The sequence below is a fragment of the Campylobacter sp. JMF_04 NA10 genome, assembly GCF_027737655.1.
Taxonomy (GTDB): Bacteria; Campylobacterota; Campylobacteria; order Campylobacterales; family Campylobacteraceae; genus Campylobacter_B.
This window is the reverse complement of the sequence record NZ_JAOVTZ010000001.1, coordinates 202,761-218,294: the sequence shown is the minus strand read 5'-3', so window position 1 is coordinate 218,294 and position 15,534 is coordinate 202,761. Positions and strand designations below refer to the sequence as shown.

Below are 15,534 nucleotides of genomic sequence, written 5' to 3'. Positions count from 1 at the left end.
ATGATTGAAGATATTTTTAGAGAATACGATATCCGCGGAATCGTGGGCGAGGATCTAAACGAAGAGAGCGTTAAGGCGATTGGTTTTGCCTTTGGTATGCATTTGCGCCATTTAGGCCGTGAGCGTATCAGCGTGGGTTATGATGCGAGGCTAAGCGCGCCAGATATGTTTGAATACCTAGTAAGTGGGCTTAATTACGCTGGGCTTAGGATTTTTGATATTGGCTTGCTTCCTACGCCTGTGGGGTATTTTGGCGTATTTACGCATAAATTTGACGCAAACATTATGATTACAGGCTCGCACAATCCGAAAAATTATAACGGCTTTAAAATCACAATCGGCACGGATAGTTTTTTTGGCGCACAGCTTAAAACACTCGGCCGCCAAGTGGCTGAATTTATGGCTAGTGGCGTGGAAATCCCAACAAATACATTTTGCGAAAAATATAATATTTTGGGCGAGTATTTGGACTATTTCGAAAAAGAATTTGCAAATTTGAAAAATTTCAAAACACCATTTGTGATTGATTGCGCAAACGGCGCAGCAGGTGTTACGGCGTGCAAAATCGTGGAAAGATTGGGCTTAAATGCTAAAATTTTATTTCCAGAACCTGACGGAAATTTCCCAAATCACCACCCAGATCCAAGCGAAGAGAAAAATTTAGTCGATTTAAAAAATGCAATTAGCCAAAACGGGCTAAATTTGGGCTTTGGTTTCGACGGAGACGCCGATAGAATCGCCGTGCTAACAGCGAAGCGAAATATCAAAGGCGACGAGCTAGCCTGCCTTTTATCGCTAAATATGAAAGAGCCGAAAATTTTGGGCGAGGTGAAATGCTCGCAGGTAATGTATGATGAGATAAACCGCCGTGGCAAGAGCTTTATGGGCAAAACAGGTCATAGCAATATCAAAAAGGCTATGAAGGAGCTTGGCATTGATTTGGCTGCTGAGGTGAGCGGGCATATTTATTTTAAGGAGCGATATTTTGGCTTCGATGACGGCGTGTATGCGATGATGAGAGTGCTAGAACTCGTCGCAAAGGGCATTGATTTAGACGCCCAGCTTGACGCACTTCCTGTAATGCACAGCACCGATGAGATTAAATTTAAAACCACAGACACCGCTAAATTTGAGATAATTGAAAAATTTAAAAATTTAGTCAAAAACGGCATTTCTGGGCTTCCAGCCGTGCGCGATATGATAGAAATCGACGGGGTTAGATTGAGGTTTGATGATGGCTGGGCTTTGGTGAGAGCTAGCAATACCACGCCGATAATCGTAACGAGATTTGAGGCTAAAACCCCCGAATTTCGCGATGAAATGCAAAGGGTGATAATGGGCGCATTAGAGGAGATTGCAAAATAATGGAAAAAGAGCTAGTCGAGCAAAATATAAAAGAGCTTCTTGGCGCTAGGGCTGAATTTTTCGCGCTACTAGATGAAAAAGTGCCAAAAATAGAGGGCACAGATGTGTTTGATTTCGCAAACGCAAAAGAGGCAAATTTAAAGGAAATTTACACCAAATTTTACGGCTATGATTACGCTATTCGCAAGCTTTTGCCGTATTTATACAAGGCGTATGGAGTGAGCTTTAATGTCTGAAATTTTGATTGATAAATCAGCGTATTTTCACAATCTTTCGCAAATTTCGCAAAAAGTAGCCAAAGAGCGCATTATGCTCGTGCTTAAAGACAACGCTTATGGGCATGGCATGCGCGAAATCGCGGGTTTGGCGCGTGAGTTTGGTATCAAAAGAGCCGTTACTAGGACGCTAGATGAAGCGCGCGAGATTTCGGAATTTTTCGAGGAAATTTTGATTTTATCGCATATTCCAAACGGAAACGAAAATCCAAATTTTATTTATGCCGTAAATGATATGAGCTATTTCTCTCGCCTAAAACGGGGCGTGAAAGTCCATATCGTGGCTGATACAGCCATGCATAGAAACGGCATTTGCGCACAGGATTTAAGCGAGGCTTTGGCACTTTGCAAAAAACACTCGCTAAATTTGCGCGGATTTTTTACCCATTACCGCGCCAGCGATGAGCTAAGCTCTGATTTTTACGCGCAAAGGCAAAATTTCGTCGAATTTAAAAAAATCGCCAAATTTAAGGCAAATGAGGCTGGATTTAATGAGCTGATTTTCCACTCTTCAAATTCAGCCGCGATCGAGCGCAGAGCGGGGTTTGACGATGAGTTTGTGCGTGTGGGTATGGCGCAGTATGGATACGCTCAGTTTGATGATAGCCTAAATTTGCGCCCTGTGCTTAGTTTGTGGGCTGATTTAATCAGCCAAAGAGTGCTTAAAAAAGGCGAAAGGGTAGGCTATGGCGGGGTGTTTTGCGCGCCGTGCGATATGAAAATCGGCACCTATGATTTAGGCTATGCGGACGGACTTTTGCGATACGCTGGGCTTGGTGATTTGCGATTAGCCAGTGGCGAAAGGCTGCTTGGCAAAATGTCTATGGATAGCTTTTGCGCTGAGTTTGGTGGCGAGCGAGTCTGCGTGATAAATGACGCCAGAGAGTGGGCGAGATTTTTTGGCACGATTGAGTATGATGTGTTAGTTAAACTTCATGAAAAAATATCAAGGAGAGTGGTATGAACGAGTTAGAAAACCAAAATGGCGCCGAACAAATCGGCTATGACGGCGAAAAAGGCGCAAAAGGTGCAGAGCAAAGCCAAACTTACAATGGCTCAGCTAATGTCGAAAAAAAATCATCAAAAGGCTGGCTAAAATGGCTGATTATCGCTGGCATAATTTTGGCTGTGTTTGCGATTTTCGCCGTGCCTGTGTATAACAAACTGACCCTGAAAGACGAAGATGTCAATGCGGCCTGGGCGCAGGTGCAAAACCAATATCAAAGGCGCGCTGATTTGATTCCGAATTTCGTCGAAACCGTCAAAGGATACGCAAGCCATGAAAGAGGCACCTTAGAGGGCGTAATCGAGGCTCGCGCGAAGGCAACGAGCGTGAAAATCGACGCAAACGATATCGCAAATAACCCAGAAGCCTTTACACAGTTTAACAACGCACAAGGCGAGCTAAGCTCGGCTTTATCGCGCTTAATGCTAGTTGTAGAACGATACCCTGAGCTAAAAGCAAACTCAAATTTCACGGATTTGCAAAATCAGTTAGAGGGCACCGAAAACCGCATAGCTGTGGCTCGCAAGGACTATATCGCCGTGGTGCAAGAGTATAATAAGATGATTAGGGTTTTCCCTACAAATATCATCGCCAAACTCGTAGGCAAGGGCGGAGCTAAGCCTGTATTTAACGCAGGCGAAGCCAATCAAAACGCGCCAAAAGTTTCGTTTTAGATGATTGAGCAAATTTACAAAGACGCCATAACGGATAAAATCTCAAAGGCCGAAGATGCGAGCGACGCTGAGATTATCTGCGTGCTAAGTGGCGAGGCTTTGGACTTAGAGCCACTTAGCTGGGGCGTGGCTTGCACGATTGCCTTTGTAGTGGGCACTGCGCTGATGTTTTTCCAGCAAGTAGGCAAAGTAGGCGCGTTTGAGTTGATTGCGATTGTATTTTTGCTCTTTAAATTTCTTTTTTCTAAATTTCCTAAATTTTTAGAATTTTTTATCCCTAAATTCTTTAAATTTAGGCTTACTTACGACTTTGCCGTGAGTAAATTTGAGCTGTTTGGATATGATAAAATCCCAAACGCTGTGATTTTTTGTGTTTGCAAAAACGAAAAAATCGCGCACATAGTTTGCGGCGAAAATATCAGCGCGAAGATTGATGATTCTGAATTTTTGCAGATTGTGCAGGAATTTTGCGCCCAGGCAAAAACTGCGAATTTTGGCGAGGCTGTGAGCGTGGGTATAGATAGGCTTTGTGCGCTAATAATGGCGAAAATCCCCCATGAAATGGGTGATAAAGATGAAATCAAAGAAAAGATTGTGGAAATAAAATGAGAAGAATTTTACTTTTTTTATTTTTGGCATTATCTTTTTCGCAGGCTAAAATTTCAGACTATCTAGCCTCGCCAAACGACACGGCTATTATCGACGAGGCGGGTATTTTGCGCGCCTCTACGGCTGGCGCGCTAAATGAAATTTTGCTTAAATTTGACGAAAATTCCACCAATCAAATCATGGTCGTAACCCTAAAAACGCTCGGGGATTACTCTATCGAAGAGGTCGCGAACGAGCAGGCTAGGGCGCTTGGCATAGGGCAGAAGGGCTATGATAACGGCGTGCTTTTGCTCGTCGCGCCAAACGAGCGCAGGGTGCGTATCGAGGTTGGATATGGCTTGGAGGGAGTGCTGACTGACGGCATCTCAAAACGCATAATCGAGTATAAAATTTTGCCACATTTTAGGGCTGGGGATTATGAGGGCGGAATAGTTTCTGGGGTGCTTACGATCCTCGATTTTATCGAGAGTGGCGACATAAAATTCGCCAAAATCGAGCGCGCTCAGGGCGAGGAAATCGACATAGACTTCATAATCTTTATGCTTTTCTTTTTCTTTGTATTTTTTATGATGATGAGAAACAAATCACGCTCACACGGGGATTATGGCAACACTATCATTTTAGGCGACGGGCTTGATGAAATTTTGCGCGGTGGCTTTGGTGGCTCTGGCGGATTTGGTAGAAATGGCGGATTTGGCGGTGGTTTGGGTGGCTCGCGTGGCGGTTTGGGTGGCTCTGGTGGATTTGGGCGCAGTTCGCGAGGAGGTGGCTTTCGCGGTGGCGGAGGCGGATTTGGCGGTGGCGGTGCCAGTGGCGGGTGGTAAATTTATCTTTTAAAGATATTTTTTACGCTTTTGATAGTATTTACAAAAGTATATAGTAACTTTGGGCTAATGTAGAATAAAATCATAAGAATATCCCTATAAATCGCATTTCCCTGCATTTTGAAAAAATCTGAATTTAAATTTTGCCTAACAAATTTATGTAAATCATAGAGGGTATCAAAATATTTTTTGCTCTTGTGTGCTACGATTAAAAATGCCATATTAAGAGCCGAGTTGCATTTGTAAGCAATTGCTTTGTTTTTTAAATTCGGATAAGCATTTTCTATGCTGGTTGCAAATTTACGGACATTTTTTATCATTACAAGGCTCGAATCTTTAAAAGTATTAGAGATAGAGCTGAGGTTGAATCTATAAAAATATAAATTTTTGTATGTAAAAGCCGTGTTGCTTTGATTAAAGACATCAAAAAAAACAGCTACATCTTCGTAATTTTCGCCCACAGGGAAGCGCAAATTTTGATATATACTTTTATGCACCAAATTTCTCCAAGCGCATTTAGTAAAAAAAGTTTTAACTTTTAAACTTTCGTTAAAAACTTCTTCTGGCGTATAAGAAAAATCATCATTAATAGTTAAATTTTTTTCTTTAATTTTGTCAATATCGCTATTTTGTGAAAATTTATCATATCCACAAATTGCAATTTTTGTCTTATATTTTTCAATTAATAAAAATAGTGTTTGTATTAAATTTTCATCAACCATATCATCGCTATCTACGAAGCTTAGATATTCTCCTTGCATGATATCAAGTCCAGCATTTCTAGCGCTACTTAGGCCACCATTTTCTTTGTGGATTACTATTATTCGATTATCTTGTGTGGCAAATTCATCGCAAATTTCGCCACTTTTGTCTGTGCTTCCGTCATCGATTAAGATAATTTCTAAATTTTTATAAGTTTGGTTTATGATAGAATTTATACACTCTTCAAGATATTTTTCTACATTATAAACAGGAACAATTACTGAGATTAATGGTTGCAAAATTTATCCTTTATAGTTTGATATACACGCTCGCAAGCCTTTGTATCATTGTATCTGTGAAAAAAATCACGCACTTTTTCGCGCTCGTTTTTAAATTTATCGACTCCGCTAGCTAAATTTAGTATCTCGGCAATGACTTCTTGCCAGTTTTTGCATTTAGCCCCAGGTGTAACAGTCTCATAATCGTAATGAAGCTCTCTGGAAGTGGCTATGTATCTCTCATAATCAAATGGAGCAAAAATTAAGGCTCTATTTGTGAGTAAAAAATCAATATAACAACTCGAATAATCAGTGATTAAAATATCGGCCTTACATAAAAGCTGGGCAGCATCGATCATGAGGGCAAATTCGATATTTTCGCAATTTTTAAGAGTGTTTAAAATTTGTTCATTTGGACGATTAAAAGGGTGAATTTTTATGATAAATTTGATATTTTTTTCTTTAAAAATTTTATTAAATTCTACTGCTTTAAAATCGCTAAAAAGATCTATTTCATCACTTCCTGCTTTGCGGAAAGTTGGCATATATAAAACATTGATTTGCGAATTTTTAGGTTTTATGCTTTGCAAAATATCGTTTCTAGCATATCCTGTGATTGCAATATCATCTAGTTTGACATTAAAATAATTAAAATTAAAAGCTGAGAAAAAATGTTTTTTATCCTCTTCGCCACTGGCGCAAATTAGGGAGTTTTTTACCACGGTAAATGGGAAAAAAGTTGTAATTAGCCAGTTTTTTATGCTTTTATGTGTGCTTGGATCGTAGATATCATCGCCGCCTATTTTTTTAAGTGGAACGCCGTGGCAGAGATTTATGATTTTTGTGGCTGTATTTCCCATAAATGCCATATCTACAACATGTGAAGTAATAAAAAATCCAGCTCTTAGCCCAAAATATATCGCCTTTGGTGAGTATGCTTTGTAGCACTCAATGCCCAGATTTTGTAGTTTTTGCAATACTGCGTCGTTTTTTGTAATCCAAATGCTTCTGATTTGTGGGTGGTTTTGGCGTATGTATTCAAAAAAATATCTACTATTATCGCTAAAATTTGCCCCATTTACAGCACCGTAAAGCCAAATTTTTTCACTTTTTGGCGTAATTTTTGCAAATAAATATAAAATCAAATTTATAAATAATTTTACATAAAACATATATTATTTTTCTCCAAAGTTGAATTTATAAATTCTAGCCATTTTCCATAAATTTTTTCTATTTTAAACTCATCTTTTCGTAAATTTGCATTTTGCGTAATTTCATTGTTGCTTTGCATGGCGAATTTTATTTTTTTTGCTAAATTTTCGGCTCTAAAATCATCGCTAATAAATCCATCAAAGCCGTCTTTTATAAGCTCTTTTGCCCCAACCGTAGGCGTTGCGACACGAACGCAGTCGAATCTGATACTTTCAACCAAAACATTTGGCAAACACTCATTTAGCGAGCTTGATACGATGATTTTTGCACGCGAATAATATTCGTCGATATTTTTCACGCTCCCTTTAAATTCGGCGTTTAAATTTAAATTTTTGGCTAAATTTTGCAAATTTTGCATTTCATCGCCGTCGCCTAAAATTTCCACTTTCCAGCCGTTTAAATCAACCAAATTTAAAGCATTTAAAAATATATCACAACCTTTGATTTTGATAAGCCTACCAACGAAAATAATTAAATTTTCCTTTTGTATTTGGCTAAAATTTTGCGCATCTGCAAACACGGGATTATAAATTTTGGTTCTATTTTTGACATACAAATAATGCTTTAAATCATCATTTGTTAGCACGGTTAAGCCGTTTGCGAAAGGATAAAAAAGCCTTTTTAAAATTTGCCATTTTTTACTAAGCAGGGTGTGGTTTGAGTGCTCAGAAATTATTAATGGCGTTTTAAGCCCGAATTTAGCGATGATACTAAGCAAATTTGTGCTATCCATAAAGGAAATCACGCAGTCAAATTTGCTATTTTTTATCAAATTTCGCAGTGCAAAAATTTTGCCAAATCGTTTTTTTAAATTTACAAAAAAACCTTTATTATCGACGCCGTAATCTAAATTTATGATTTTTACCTTTTCGCTTATCTCGTAAAACGGCTCCGTGCTTTCAAATTTAGCCAAACTTACATCGTGAAAATTCGCGAAATATGACGATAGTACCGCCATGACCTTTTCAGCTCCACCGTTTCTAAGGGTTGAGATTACAAATAAAATTTTCATTTTTTTGTCCAAAAAAATATAAATTTTATTAAGCCTTTTAAGCTGTATTTATTAAAAGGATTGCAAAGTGCGGTATTAAGGTATTTTAATGCTTCTTTTTTATTGTTGCGTGAGAACATATCGAACCATTTTAAACGCCAATTTGTTGTTAAAATTTTAAAATTTTCTTTATTTTGCCATTTATAAATTATCTGTTTTTGTCCCTCATACATACGATAAAGTTGTTTGGTTGTATTTTCGCCATGGAGTCTATAACGGGCTAAAATCTCATCAATGAAACCGATTTGGAATTTTTCGGCAATCCTTAACGACATATCATAGTCTTCTATGATCAAATTCTCATCATATTTACCAACTTCACTATAAACATCTTTTTTTATCATAATACTAGCTGCTGGTATAAAATATCTGCTTAATAATTCCTCAAAAATCCAACCACTCGCTGGTTCGCCTACATTTATAATATTTTTTTCATCGCTAAAATCACATACTTTGCCATAACACATACCAAATTCTGAGTTTTTTTCCATAAAATTAACTCTTTTTTCAATGCTATCTGGCAATAAAACATCATCGCTTGCACAAATTGCAAAATATTTTCCATGCGCTAAGTCGATAGCTTGATTTAAAGTAGCGCAAAGGCCTCGATTTTGGCGATGTATAAATGTGAAATTATGTTTTTTTCTAAAATTTTCTATGATATTTGGTGAATTATCTTTTGAACCATCATCGATGATAATCAATTCTATATTTTTATAAGTTTGATTAAGTATCGCCGTTATGGTTTCGCTGATATATTTTTCGTGATTATAGCTTGGTATTACAACGCTGACAAGTGGCATATCTTGCATTTATTTCCTTTTAAATTTATTTTTGAGTTTTATCATAACAAATTCTAGCTCTTCTTCTTTTACTATTTTTAACATAAAAAAATAAGTAATAGAGCCTATGATTGCTGATAAAATAAGGCATAAAATAGCATTTGTTATGAAAAATTTGCAAATACTTATCGATATAACCATAACCAAAACTGCAAAAATAATATTTTTGATATGCCAAATTTGACTTAATGCACCAAAATCATAGTTTTTATGGCAAATGTAGGTATTTATGAAAAAAGATAAAAATGTCGAAATAAACCTACCTATCACAATGGCTTTTAGACTAATTGGAAAAGTTATTAACATTGTTGTAAAAATAATTGGTAATTTAATAAATTCGATTTTTAAAAATAAATCGCTTCTGCCAATTGCATTTAAGATATTTAAATTTAGTGCTGAAAAAGGTGTAAAAATATACGAAAGAGCAAACCAAAAAAGTAGATCAGCTACCATAATCCACTTTTCACCCAAAAAAGTAAGCACGAATTCTTCGGATAAAAAAGCGAAATAAAACATAACAGGCAATATTATAATGGCGTTTATTTTAATTAAACGCTTAAAAATTTCCATTAATTTGCTTTTATCGTCTTGTAAATACGACATCAACGGAAAGGTTACGGTCGTTAGAATATTTACAAAGATTAAAGATACAAGTCCTGGATAGTGCTCGCCTTGTGAAAAATATCCAAGCTCTTTTGTGCTATACATTTTGCCGATATACATATTATAGATTCCATTTACAACAATCGCTATAAGTCCAACACCAATTAGTTTAGAACCATAGGAAAAAAGGCGTTTAAAACTAGCTTTGCTAAAACCGGTTTTTGGAATCCAACCGCTAAAATACCAATACAAAACTACCATTAAAATGCTTCTTATGATTTCTCGCCATACCAAAGCCCAAATTCCAAAACCTTTATACGCTAAAAAAACACCTAAAAGACCAGAAAAAATTATGGAGGTTAAATTTAAAAAAGCTAGGGTTTTGAAGTTTATATTTAACTGAAATTTCGCAATCTGTACGACGCAAAGAGCTTGAAAAATAATGATTAAAAATATAACTCTTTGTATTTGTGTGAGACTATCTATTTCATAAAATTGGCTAATAAAGGGAGCAAGAAAAAATAAAATTATATAAAATCCAGTTCCAACAATAATATTAAATATAAAAACTGTTGAAAAATCATGTTCGTTGCAATCTCTTTTTTGGATTAGAGCTCTAAGAAAACCACCTTCTGTAAAAATATTTGAAATACTGATAAAAACAGACAAAAAGGCCATTGTGCCAAAATCGCTTGGACTTAAAAGCCTAACTAAAATAATAGTTAAAACAAAATTTACAATTTGAACCCCAAATTTTTCTAAGGCGTTCCAAAAAAATCCGATTTTTGTTTTTTGAATTATGTTTTCTTGCAAATTTTATTCCAAATTTAGAGTTGTTTTAATTTCATTAATAATCTTTTGCGAAGCAAATGGGTAATTTATCATAACTTCACTTTTTAAATTTTGAAAATTTAAAATTTCATTATTGTTGCTAAGAATATCATTTATATACAAAATAATATCGTTTGTATTTTTAGCAATAAAATAATAATCAAGTGCGATTTTACCGTATTCGTTAAGTTGGTTAAAAACGAGATTATCAAATGAGACAAAGCAGCCTTTTTTGCCACTATAAAGCCACTCTGAAATAAACGAACCACAATCGTGTATTATGCCATCAGCTTCGTTAAAAATATCCAAATAATCTCCGCCACTAGAAAATTCCATAACGCTTTTTATTTTTTCTAAATACTCATCAATTTGTTTTTTGCTCCAAAAGCCTTGATTTAGTAAATTTGTAAATAAAAGCGGGTGCGGACGAAAGATAAAACGGACATTTGGAAATTTCTGTGGCAATGTTAAAATAAAATCATAATATTCTAAAAAATTCGAAAGTTTTAGAGCATTATTTTTAATCGTGTGGTGTGGCGCAATGAGAATAGTTTTTTTATGATTTTCTATTTTTTTAGGGATAAAACTATCCATTTTAGCATATCCTGTCACTTTCGCGTTTTTGCCTTTTAAAAGTGCAACTTTTTTAAAATCTTTGAATTCAAATTCGTTAGCCAAAAATATGCGCCAACAAAGGCTCATTTCTGGCAGAGAAAAAATATATTGCTCACCATATTTAAAATGCGAAAATGCGTAATTTATATAAATTGGTAAAATATTTTTTGTGCAGATGTAGCGAATTTTATGAAATTCATGCACCATAGCGTCATAAGGATTTGCAAAATAAATTATGTCGAATTTATCGCTATGATCTAAAAATTTGCCCGTTTTTTCGTCCCAGCCATCTAAAACCATTTCTTTGCCATAGTTTTTTATAAAAAACTCTTTTGTGGCGTTGTAGCATTTTTTTAGATTTTCTTCGCCCCTTGCAGTATCTGGCACGATGACAATTTTAGCGTCAAATTTATCATCGTTTTTCATCAGCTCATAAAGTTTTTTTGCACCAAAAGTGCTATCGAAAACGACATACGAAGCAAATCTGATTTTTTTCGAATTTTGTAATTTTAAAATAATATTTTCATGGTGTTTTTGTGTTTTATTTGCAATTTTGAGTTGTTTTTGTTTTCGAAAAAAATCAATTAATAAAACTTTTTTTATGATTTTATTAAATTTCATTATAAATCCACCGAATTCAAAACTTCCACGACCTTTTGAATTTGCTCTTTTTCAAGCACACCGCTCATCGGCAAACTTAAAATTTCAGCGTGAATTTGCTCACTTATCGGATAGCTTTGCTTATTCCACTCTTTGTAAGCCATTTGCTTATGTGGCGGGATTGGATAATGAATCAAAGTCTGAATTTCATGTTTTGCCAAATATTTTTGGAGCTCATCGCGATTTTTAGAGCGAACGGCGAAAATATGCCAAACATGGCTTTTTATCTCTTTTGCATTTGTGCCAAATTTAAACGGCAAGATTAAAATTTCATTTTTTATATTGTTTAAATAAAAATCCGCCACTTCCCTACGAGCCGAAATTTCAGCGTCCAAATATCTAAGCTTCACTCTAAGCATAGCAGCTTGGATTTCATCAAGGCGAGAATTTATGCCTTGGTATAAATTTTCATACTTTTTGTGGCTTCCGTAATTTGCAAGAGCTCTTATGGTGTTTGCTAGGCTTTCGTCATTTGTCGTAACTGCTCCGCCATCTCCAAGTGCGCCTAAATTTTTACCCGGATAAAAGCTAAAACCGCTCGCATCGCCTAAATTTCCGCTTCTTTTCTCGCCAAAATATGCTCCGTGCGACTGAGCTGAGTCTTCGACGACTTTTAGATTATATTTTTTTGCAATGCCTAAAATTTTATCCATTTCGCAAGTTTGTCCATATAAATGAACGGGCAAAATCGCCTTTGTTTTTGGGGTAATTTTTTCTTCGATTTTATTTGGGTTGAGCAAATATGAGTTTAAATTTGGCTCAACCAAAACCGGTTTTAAATTATTCATAGAAATTGCTAAAATTGACGCTATATAGGTATTTGCAGGGACTATGACCTCATCATTTTCGCTCATCACGCCCAGCTCTTTATAGGCTCTAAAAATCAAATTTAGCGCGTCCAGCCCATTTGCTACGCCAATGCAAAATTTGCTTCCGCAAAATTTGGCAAATTCATCTTCAAATGCTTCACACTCACTTCCGTGAATATACCAACCACTATCGATAACTCGCTCACAAGCTTTTAAAAGCTCATTTTTATACTGCGAATTTATCGCCTTTAAATCCAAAAATGGTATCATTTTTCTTCCTTTTTACAATCTTTACAAACTAAACTTTCATCGCATTTTTGCCCACATTTGCAGACATATCCTTTAAAACAAGCTGGATTTCCATACCAAAGCTCTTGTTTGCCGATATTTTTAGTTACCACGCTTCCAGCCCCAACCATAGCGTATTCGCCGATATTTACACCACAAATTATAGTCGAATTTGCACCAATACTTGCGCCTTTTTTTATGGTTGTTTTTGCAAATTCTTTATATTGTTTGCTTCGCGGCAAAAAATCGTTTGTGAAAGTAACATTTGGGCCTATAAAAGCGTCATCTTCGATTCTCACGCCGTCCCAAATTTGAACACCGCTTTTAATCGTCACATTATCGCCGATTTGCACATCGTTTTCCACAAAGACATTGAAATTTATGTTGCAATTTTTGCCGATTTTTGCGCCTTTTAAAACTACGCAAAATTGCCAAATATTTGTATTTTCGCCGATATTTTCGCTTTGGACTTCACTACTTTGGTGTATCATCGCACGACCTTTAAAAACTCATCATAATCTCTTATATAATCGCTCTCATCATAGTGTTCGCTCGCTAGCACCATAATCACACAATTTTCGCTAAAATCTTTCATCTCTCGCCAAATAAAATTATCAATAAAAAGTCCTAAATTTGGCTTATCTAGCCTAAATTCTTTTTTTTCTGTTCCGTCATCTAAAATAAATGTGCAAGCGCCACTTACACAAACGGCGATTTGTTTTAAATTTTTATGAGCATGAAATCCGCGATCTACGCCGTTTTTATTACCATAAATATAATAAACTCTTTTTATATCAAACGGCACATTTTTATTTGCTTCGAGTGCTACCAAAAAGCCCCGCTCATCGCCAAATTCTTTAAATTCTAAAATTTTACAACTACTTAGCATATTTTTTCACATACCATTCTACGGTTTTGATTATACCGCTATCAAAGGTTTCATCAGCCTTCCAACCAAGCTCCCCTTCGATTTTACTAGCGTCAATCGCATAGCGTCTATCGTGCCCTGCTCTATCTTTGACAAACGAAATTTGCTCTTTGTAGCTAACGCTTTTTGGGCAAATTTCATCTAAAATTTCGCAAATTTTATGTGCGATTTGCAAATTTGTTCGCTCGTTTCTGCCACCGATATTATAAGTTTCTCCGCCTTTGCCTTTATGAAAAGCCAAATCAATTCCTTTGCAATGATCAAGCACAAAAAGCCAATCTCTTATATTTTTGCCGTCTCCATAAATCGGAATTTTATTGCCATTTAAAGCATTGCGGATTATTGTCGGGATTAGCTTTTCGTCGTGTTGCTTAAAACCATAATTATTCGAACAATTTGTGATAATCGTATCAAGCCCAAAAGTATGATGATAGCTTCTAACTATCATATCAGAACCCGCTTTTGAAGCAGAATACGGCGAATTTGGAGCGTATGGCGTAGTCTCGCTAAAATACCCGCTCTCACCCAAGCTTCCATAAACTTCATCGGTTGAAATATGGTGAAATCTAGCACCCCTAAATTCGTCTTTATATTTAAACGGCTCATCTAGCCAACACTTTTTAGCCGCGTCAATTAGCGTATGTGTGCCAAGCACATTTGTTTTGACAAAAACGCTAGGATTTTTTATAGAATTATCCACATGGCTTTCGGCTGCAAAATGAATAACGCCACTAAATTTAAACTCGCCAAAAAGCTCGTCAATAAGATTTCTATCGCAAATATCGCCTTTTATAAATTTATATCTTGGATTGTTTTCACATTCACGCAAATTTTCTAAATTTCCGGCATAGGTAAGTAAATCCAAATTTATGATTTTATAATTATCATACTTTTCTAAAAAATACGGCACAAAATTTGAGCCGATAAACCCGGCACAGCCTGTAACTAAGATATTTTTCATTTTTCGCCCACCAAATTTTTTAAATATCTGCCATACTCATTTTTAGAAAGCGATTTTGCGATATTTAAAATTTTTTCTTTATCTATCCAGCCGTTTGCATAGGCGATTTCTTCGAGACAAGCTACTTGCGTGGCTTGGTTATTTTGTATGGTTTGCACAAACGCACTTGCTTGCAAAAGTGTCTCATGAGTGCCCGTATCTAGCCATGCAAAACCACGACCTAGTAGCTCCACGCTGAGTTTTCCGCGTTTTAAATATTCTTGATTAATGCTAGTGATTTCTAGCTCGCCACGATCGCTAGGCTTGACATTTTTAGCGATTTCTACGACATCATTATCATAAAAATAAAGCCCGGTTGCAGCGAAATTTGACTTTGGATTTTGTGGTTTTTCTTCTACGCTTAAAACTTGTTTATTTTCGTCAAATTCAATTACTCCAAAGCGTTCTGGATCTTTCACATGATAGCCAAAAATAGTAGCACCTTCTCTATTTACGGCATTTTTTAGCAAATCGCTAAAACCTTGCCCGTAAAAAATATTATCGCCTAAAACTAGGCAAACTCTATCTTTGCCGATAAATTCTTCGCCGATTATAAATGCTTGTGCAAGACCGTCTGGGCTTGGCTGGACTGCGTAGCTCAAATTTAGCCCCCAATCGCTTCCGTCGCCTAAAAGTTCTTTAAATTTGCCTATGTCTTGCGGAGTTGAAATTACCAAAATATCGCGAATATGAGCAAGCATCAAAACAGAAAGCGGATAATAAATCATCGGTTTATCATAAATCGGCAAAAGCTGTTTGCTAATGCTTCTAGTTATCGGATATAGCCTTGTCCCGCTACCACCGGCTAAAATTATACCTTTCATGTGGCTCCTAAAATTTTTATTCAAGCCGTTTATTATAGCAGTTAAAAGTAAGATATTAATACTGCATAGTTTGGATTTTGGCTATTTGAAATTTTAAATTCACAAATCAATTCCTAAATTTTGCAAAGTTTTTATAAA

At 36.1% G+C, this 15,534-nt stretch carries 17 protein-coding genes; 6 read left to right on the top strand and 11 right to left on the bottom strand.

The annotated features are described in order from the left end of the window. Genes OFO12_RS01155 through OFO12_RS01130 form a run of 6 tightly spaced genes read left to right on the top strand, consistent with a single transcriptional unit; the run spans position 1 to position 4,753 of the window. Positions 1–1,365 carry a phosphomannomutase/phosphoglucomutase gene (locus OFO12_RS01155; RefSeq protein WP_270869172.1) on the top strand — a complete coding sequence of 455 codons (1,365 nt, stop codon included), beginning with the start codon at positions 1–3 and terminating at the stop codon, positions 1,363–1,365. After that, complete coding sequence (gene cmeU, locus OFO12_RS01150) at positions 1,365–1,601, top strand: CmeU family protein (RefSeq protein WP_270862096.1); 237 nt, start codon at positions 1,365–1,367, stop codon at positions 1,599–1,601. The genes OFO12_RS01155 and cmeU overlap by 1 nt, the downstream gene beginning before the upstream one ends. Further along, positions 1,594–2,604 carry an alanine racemase gene (locus OFO12_RS01145; RefSeq protein WP_270869171.1) on the top strand — a complete coding sequence of 337 codons (1,011 nt, stop codon included), beginning with the start codon at positions 1,594–1,596 and terminating at the stop codon, positions 2,602–2,604. The genes cmeU and OFO12_RS01145 overlap by 8 nt, the downstream gene beginning before the upstream one ends. Continuing rightward, positions 2,601–3,320 carry a LemA family protein gene (locus tag OFO12_RS01140; RefSeq protein ID WP_270865169.1) on the top strand — a complete coding sequence of 240 codons (720 nt, stop codon included), beginning with the start codon at positions 2,601–2,603 and terminating at the stop codon, positions 3,318–3,320. Before OFO12_RS01145 ends, OFO12_RS01140 begins: the two co-directional genes overlap by 4 nt. Further along, positions 3,321–3,929 carry a hypothetical protein gene (locus tag OFO12_RS01135; RefSeq protein WP_270869170.1) on the top strand — a complete coding sequence of 203 codons (609 nt, stop codon included), beginning with the start codon at positions 3,321–3,323 and terminating at the stop codon, positions 3,927–3,929. It abuts the gene before it with no gap. Next, a complete protein-coding gene (locus tag OFO12_RS01130; RefSeq protein WP_270869169.1) occupies positions 3,926–4,753 on the top strand; it encodes a TPM domain-containing protein in 828 nt (275 codons plus the stop codon). Before OFO12_RS01135 ends, OFO12_RS01130 begins: the two co-directional genes overlap by 4 nt. Positions 4,754–4,755: 2 nt before the next feature. On the opposite strand, the gene OFO12_RS01125 is transcribed toward OFO12_RS01130, so the two are convergent. The 11 genes from OFO12_RS01125 to rfbA are packed head-to-tail and all read right to left on the bottom strand — an operon-like array spanning position 4,756 to position 15,396. Further along, a complete protein-coding gene (locus tag OFO12_RS01125) occupies positions 4,756–5,754 on the bottom strand; it encodes a glycosyltransferase family 2 protein (protein ID WP_270869168.1) in 999 nt (332 codons plus the stop codon). Then, a complete protein-coding gene (locus OFO12_RS01120) occupies positions 5,742–6,905 on the bottom strand; it encodes a CDP-glycerol glycerophosphotransferase family protein (RefSeq protein WP_270869167.1) in 1,164 nt (387 codons plus the stop codon). The genes OFO12_RS01125 and OFO12_RS01120 overlap by 13 nt, the downstream gene beginning before the upstream one ends. After that, entirely contained in the window at positions 6,893–7,957 is a 1,065-nt protein-coding gene (locus OFO12_RS01115; protein WP_270869166.1) for a glycosyltransferase, read from the bottom strand. Before OFO12_RS01115 ends, OFO12_RS01120 begins: the two co-directional genes overlap by 13 nt. After that, positions 7,954–8,808 (bottom strand): glycosyltransferase family 2 protein, encoded by an 855-nt coding sequence (locus OFO12_RS01110; protein WP_270869165.1) that lies wholly within the window; start codon positions 8,806–8,808, stop codon positions 7,954–7,956. Before OFO12_RS01110 ends, OFO12_RS01115 begins: the two co-directional genes overlap by 4 nt. Beyond that, positions 8,809–10,254 carry a lipopolysaccharide biosynthesis protein gene (locus OFO12_RS01105; RefSeq protein ID WP_270869164.1) on the bottom strand — a complete coding sequence of 482 codons (1,446 nt, stop codon included), beginning with the start codon at positions 10,252–10,254 and terminating at the stop codon, positions 8,809–8,811. Positions 10,255–10,257: 3 nt separating this feature from the next. Continuing rightward, entirely contained in the window at positions 10,258–11,508 is a 1,251-nt protein-coding gene (locus OFO12_RS01100; protein ID WP_270869163.1) for a hypothetical protein, read from the bottom strand. Further along, entirely contained in the window at positions 11,508–12,626 is a 1,119-nt protein-coding gene (locus OFO12_RS01095) for a DegT/DnrJ/EryC1/StrS family aminotransferase (protein ID WP_270869162.1), read from the bottom strand. Before OFO12_RS01095 ends, OFO12_RS01100 begins: the two co-directional genes overlap by 1 nt. Beyond that, complete coding sequence (locus tag OFO12_RS01090) at positions 12,623–13,135, bottom strand: acyltransferase (RefSeq protein WP_270869161.1); 513 nt, start codon at positions 13,133–13,135, stop codon at positions 12,623–12,625. Before OFO12_RS01090 ends, OFO12_RS01095 begins: the two co-directional genes overlap by 4 nt. Next, a complete protein-coding gene (locus tag OFO12_RS01085) occupies positions 13,132–13,533 on the bottom strand; it encodes a sugar 3,4-ketoisomerase (RefSeq protein WP_270866096.1) in 402 nt (133 codons plus the stop codon). Before OFO12_RS01085 ends, OFO12_RS01090 begins: the two co-directional genes overlap by 4 nt. Continuing rightward, positions 13,523–14,533, bottom strand: a complete 1,011-nt coding sequence (gene rfbB / locus OFO12_RS01080; RefSeq protein WP_270869160.1) for a dTDP-glucose 4,6-dehydratase — start codon at positions 14,531–14,533, stop codon at positions 13,523–13,525. Before rfbB ends, OFO12_RS01085 begins: the two co-directional genes overlap by 11 nt. Then, positions 14,530–15,396, bottom strand: a complete 867-nt coding sequence (rfbA, locus tag OFO12_RS01075) for a glucose-1-phosphate thymidylyltransferase RfbA (protein WP_270862081.1) — start codon at positions 15,394–15,396, stop codon at positions 14,530–14,532. Before rfbA ends, rfbB begins: the two co-directional genes overlap by 4 nt. Positions 15,397–15,534 lie beyond the last annotated feature (138 nt).

What these genes read in the sequence shown, in the direction of transcription:
- OFO12_RS01155 (WP_270869172.1), top strand. Translation starts at nt 1, where the DNA reads ATGATTGAAGATATTTTTAGAGAATACGATATCCGCGGAATCGTGGGC.
- cmeU (WP_270862096.1), top strand. Translation starts at nt 1,365, where the DNA reads ATGGAAAAAGAGCTAGTCGAGCAAAATATAAAAGAGCTTCTTGGCGCT.
- OFO12_RS01145 (WP_270869171.1), top strand. Translation starts at nt 1,594, where the DNA reads ATGTCTGAAATTTTGATTGATAAATCAGCGTATTTTCACAATCTTTCG.
- OFO12_RS01140 (WP_270865169.1), top strand. Translation starts at nt 2,601, where the DNA reads ATGAACGAGTTAGAAAACCAAAATGGCGCCGAACAAATCGGCTATGAC.
- OFO12_RS01135 (WP_270869170.1), top strand. Translation starts at nt 3,321, where the DNA reads ATGATTGAGCAAATTTACAAAGACGCCATAACGGATAAAATCTCAAAG.
- OFO12_RS01130 (WP_270869169.1), top strand. Translation starts at nt 3,926, where the DNA reads ATGAGAAGAATTTTACTTTTTTTATTTTTGGCATTATCTTTTTCGCAG.
- OFO12_RS01120 (WP_270869167.1), bottom strand. Translation starts at nt 6,905, where the DNA reads ATGTTTTATGTAAAATTATTTATAAATTTGATTTTATATTTATTTGCA.
- OFO12_RS01115 (WP_270869166.1), bottom strand. Translation starts at nt 7,957, where the DNA reads ATGAAAATTTTATTTGTAATCTCAACCCTTAGAAACGGTGGAGCTGAA.
- OFO12_RS01110 (WP_270869165.1), bottom strand. Translation starts at nt 8,808, where the DNA reads ATGCAAGATATGCCACTTGTCAGCGTTGTAATACCAAGCTATAATCAC.
- OFO12_RS01100 (WP_270869163.1), bottom strand. Translation starts at nt 11,508, where the DNA reads ATGAAATTTAATAAAATCATAAAAAAAGTTTTATTAATTGATTTTTTT.
- OFO12_RS01095 (WP_270869162.1), bottom strand. Translation starts at nt 12,626, where the DNA reads ATGATACCATTTTTGGATTTAAAGGCGATAAATTCGCAGTATAAAAAT.
- OFO12_RS01090 (WP_270869161.1), bottom strand. Translation starts at nt 13,135, where the DNA reads ATGATACACCAAAGTAGTGAAGTCCAAAGCGAAAATATCGGCGAAAAT.
- OFO12_RS01085 (WP_270866096.1), bottom strand. Translation starts at nt 13,533, where the DNA reads ATGCTAAGTAGTTGTAAAATTTTAGAATTTAAAGAATTTGGCGATGAG.
- rfbB (WP_270869160.1), bottom strand. Translation starts at nt 14,533, where the DNA reads ATGAAAAATATCTTAGTTACAGGCTGTGCCGGGTTTATCGGCTCAAAT.
- rfbA (WP_270862081.1), bottom strand. Translation starts at nt 15,396, where the DNA reads ATGAAAGGTATAATTTTAGCCGGTGGTAGCGGGACAAGGCTATATCCG.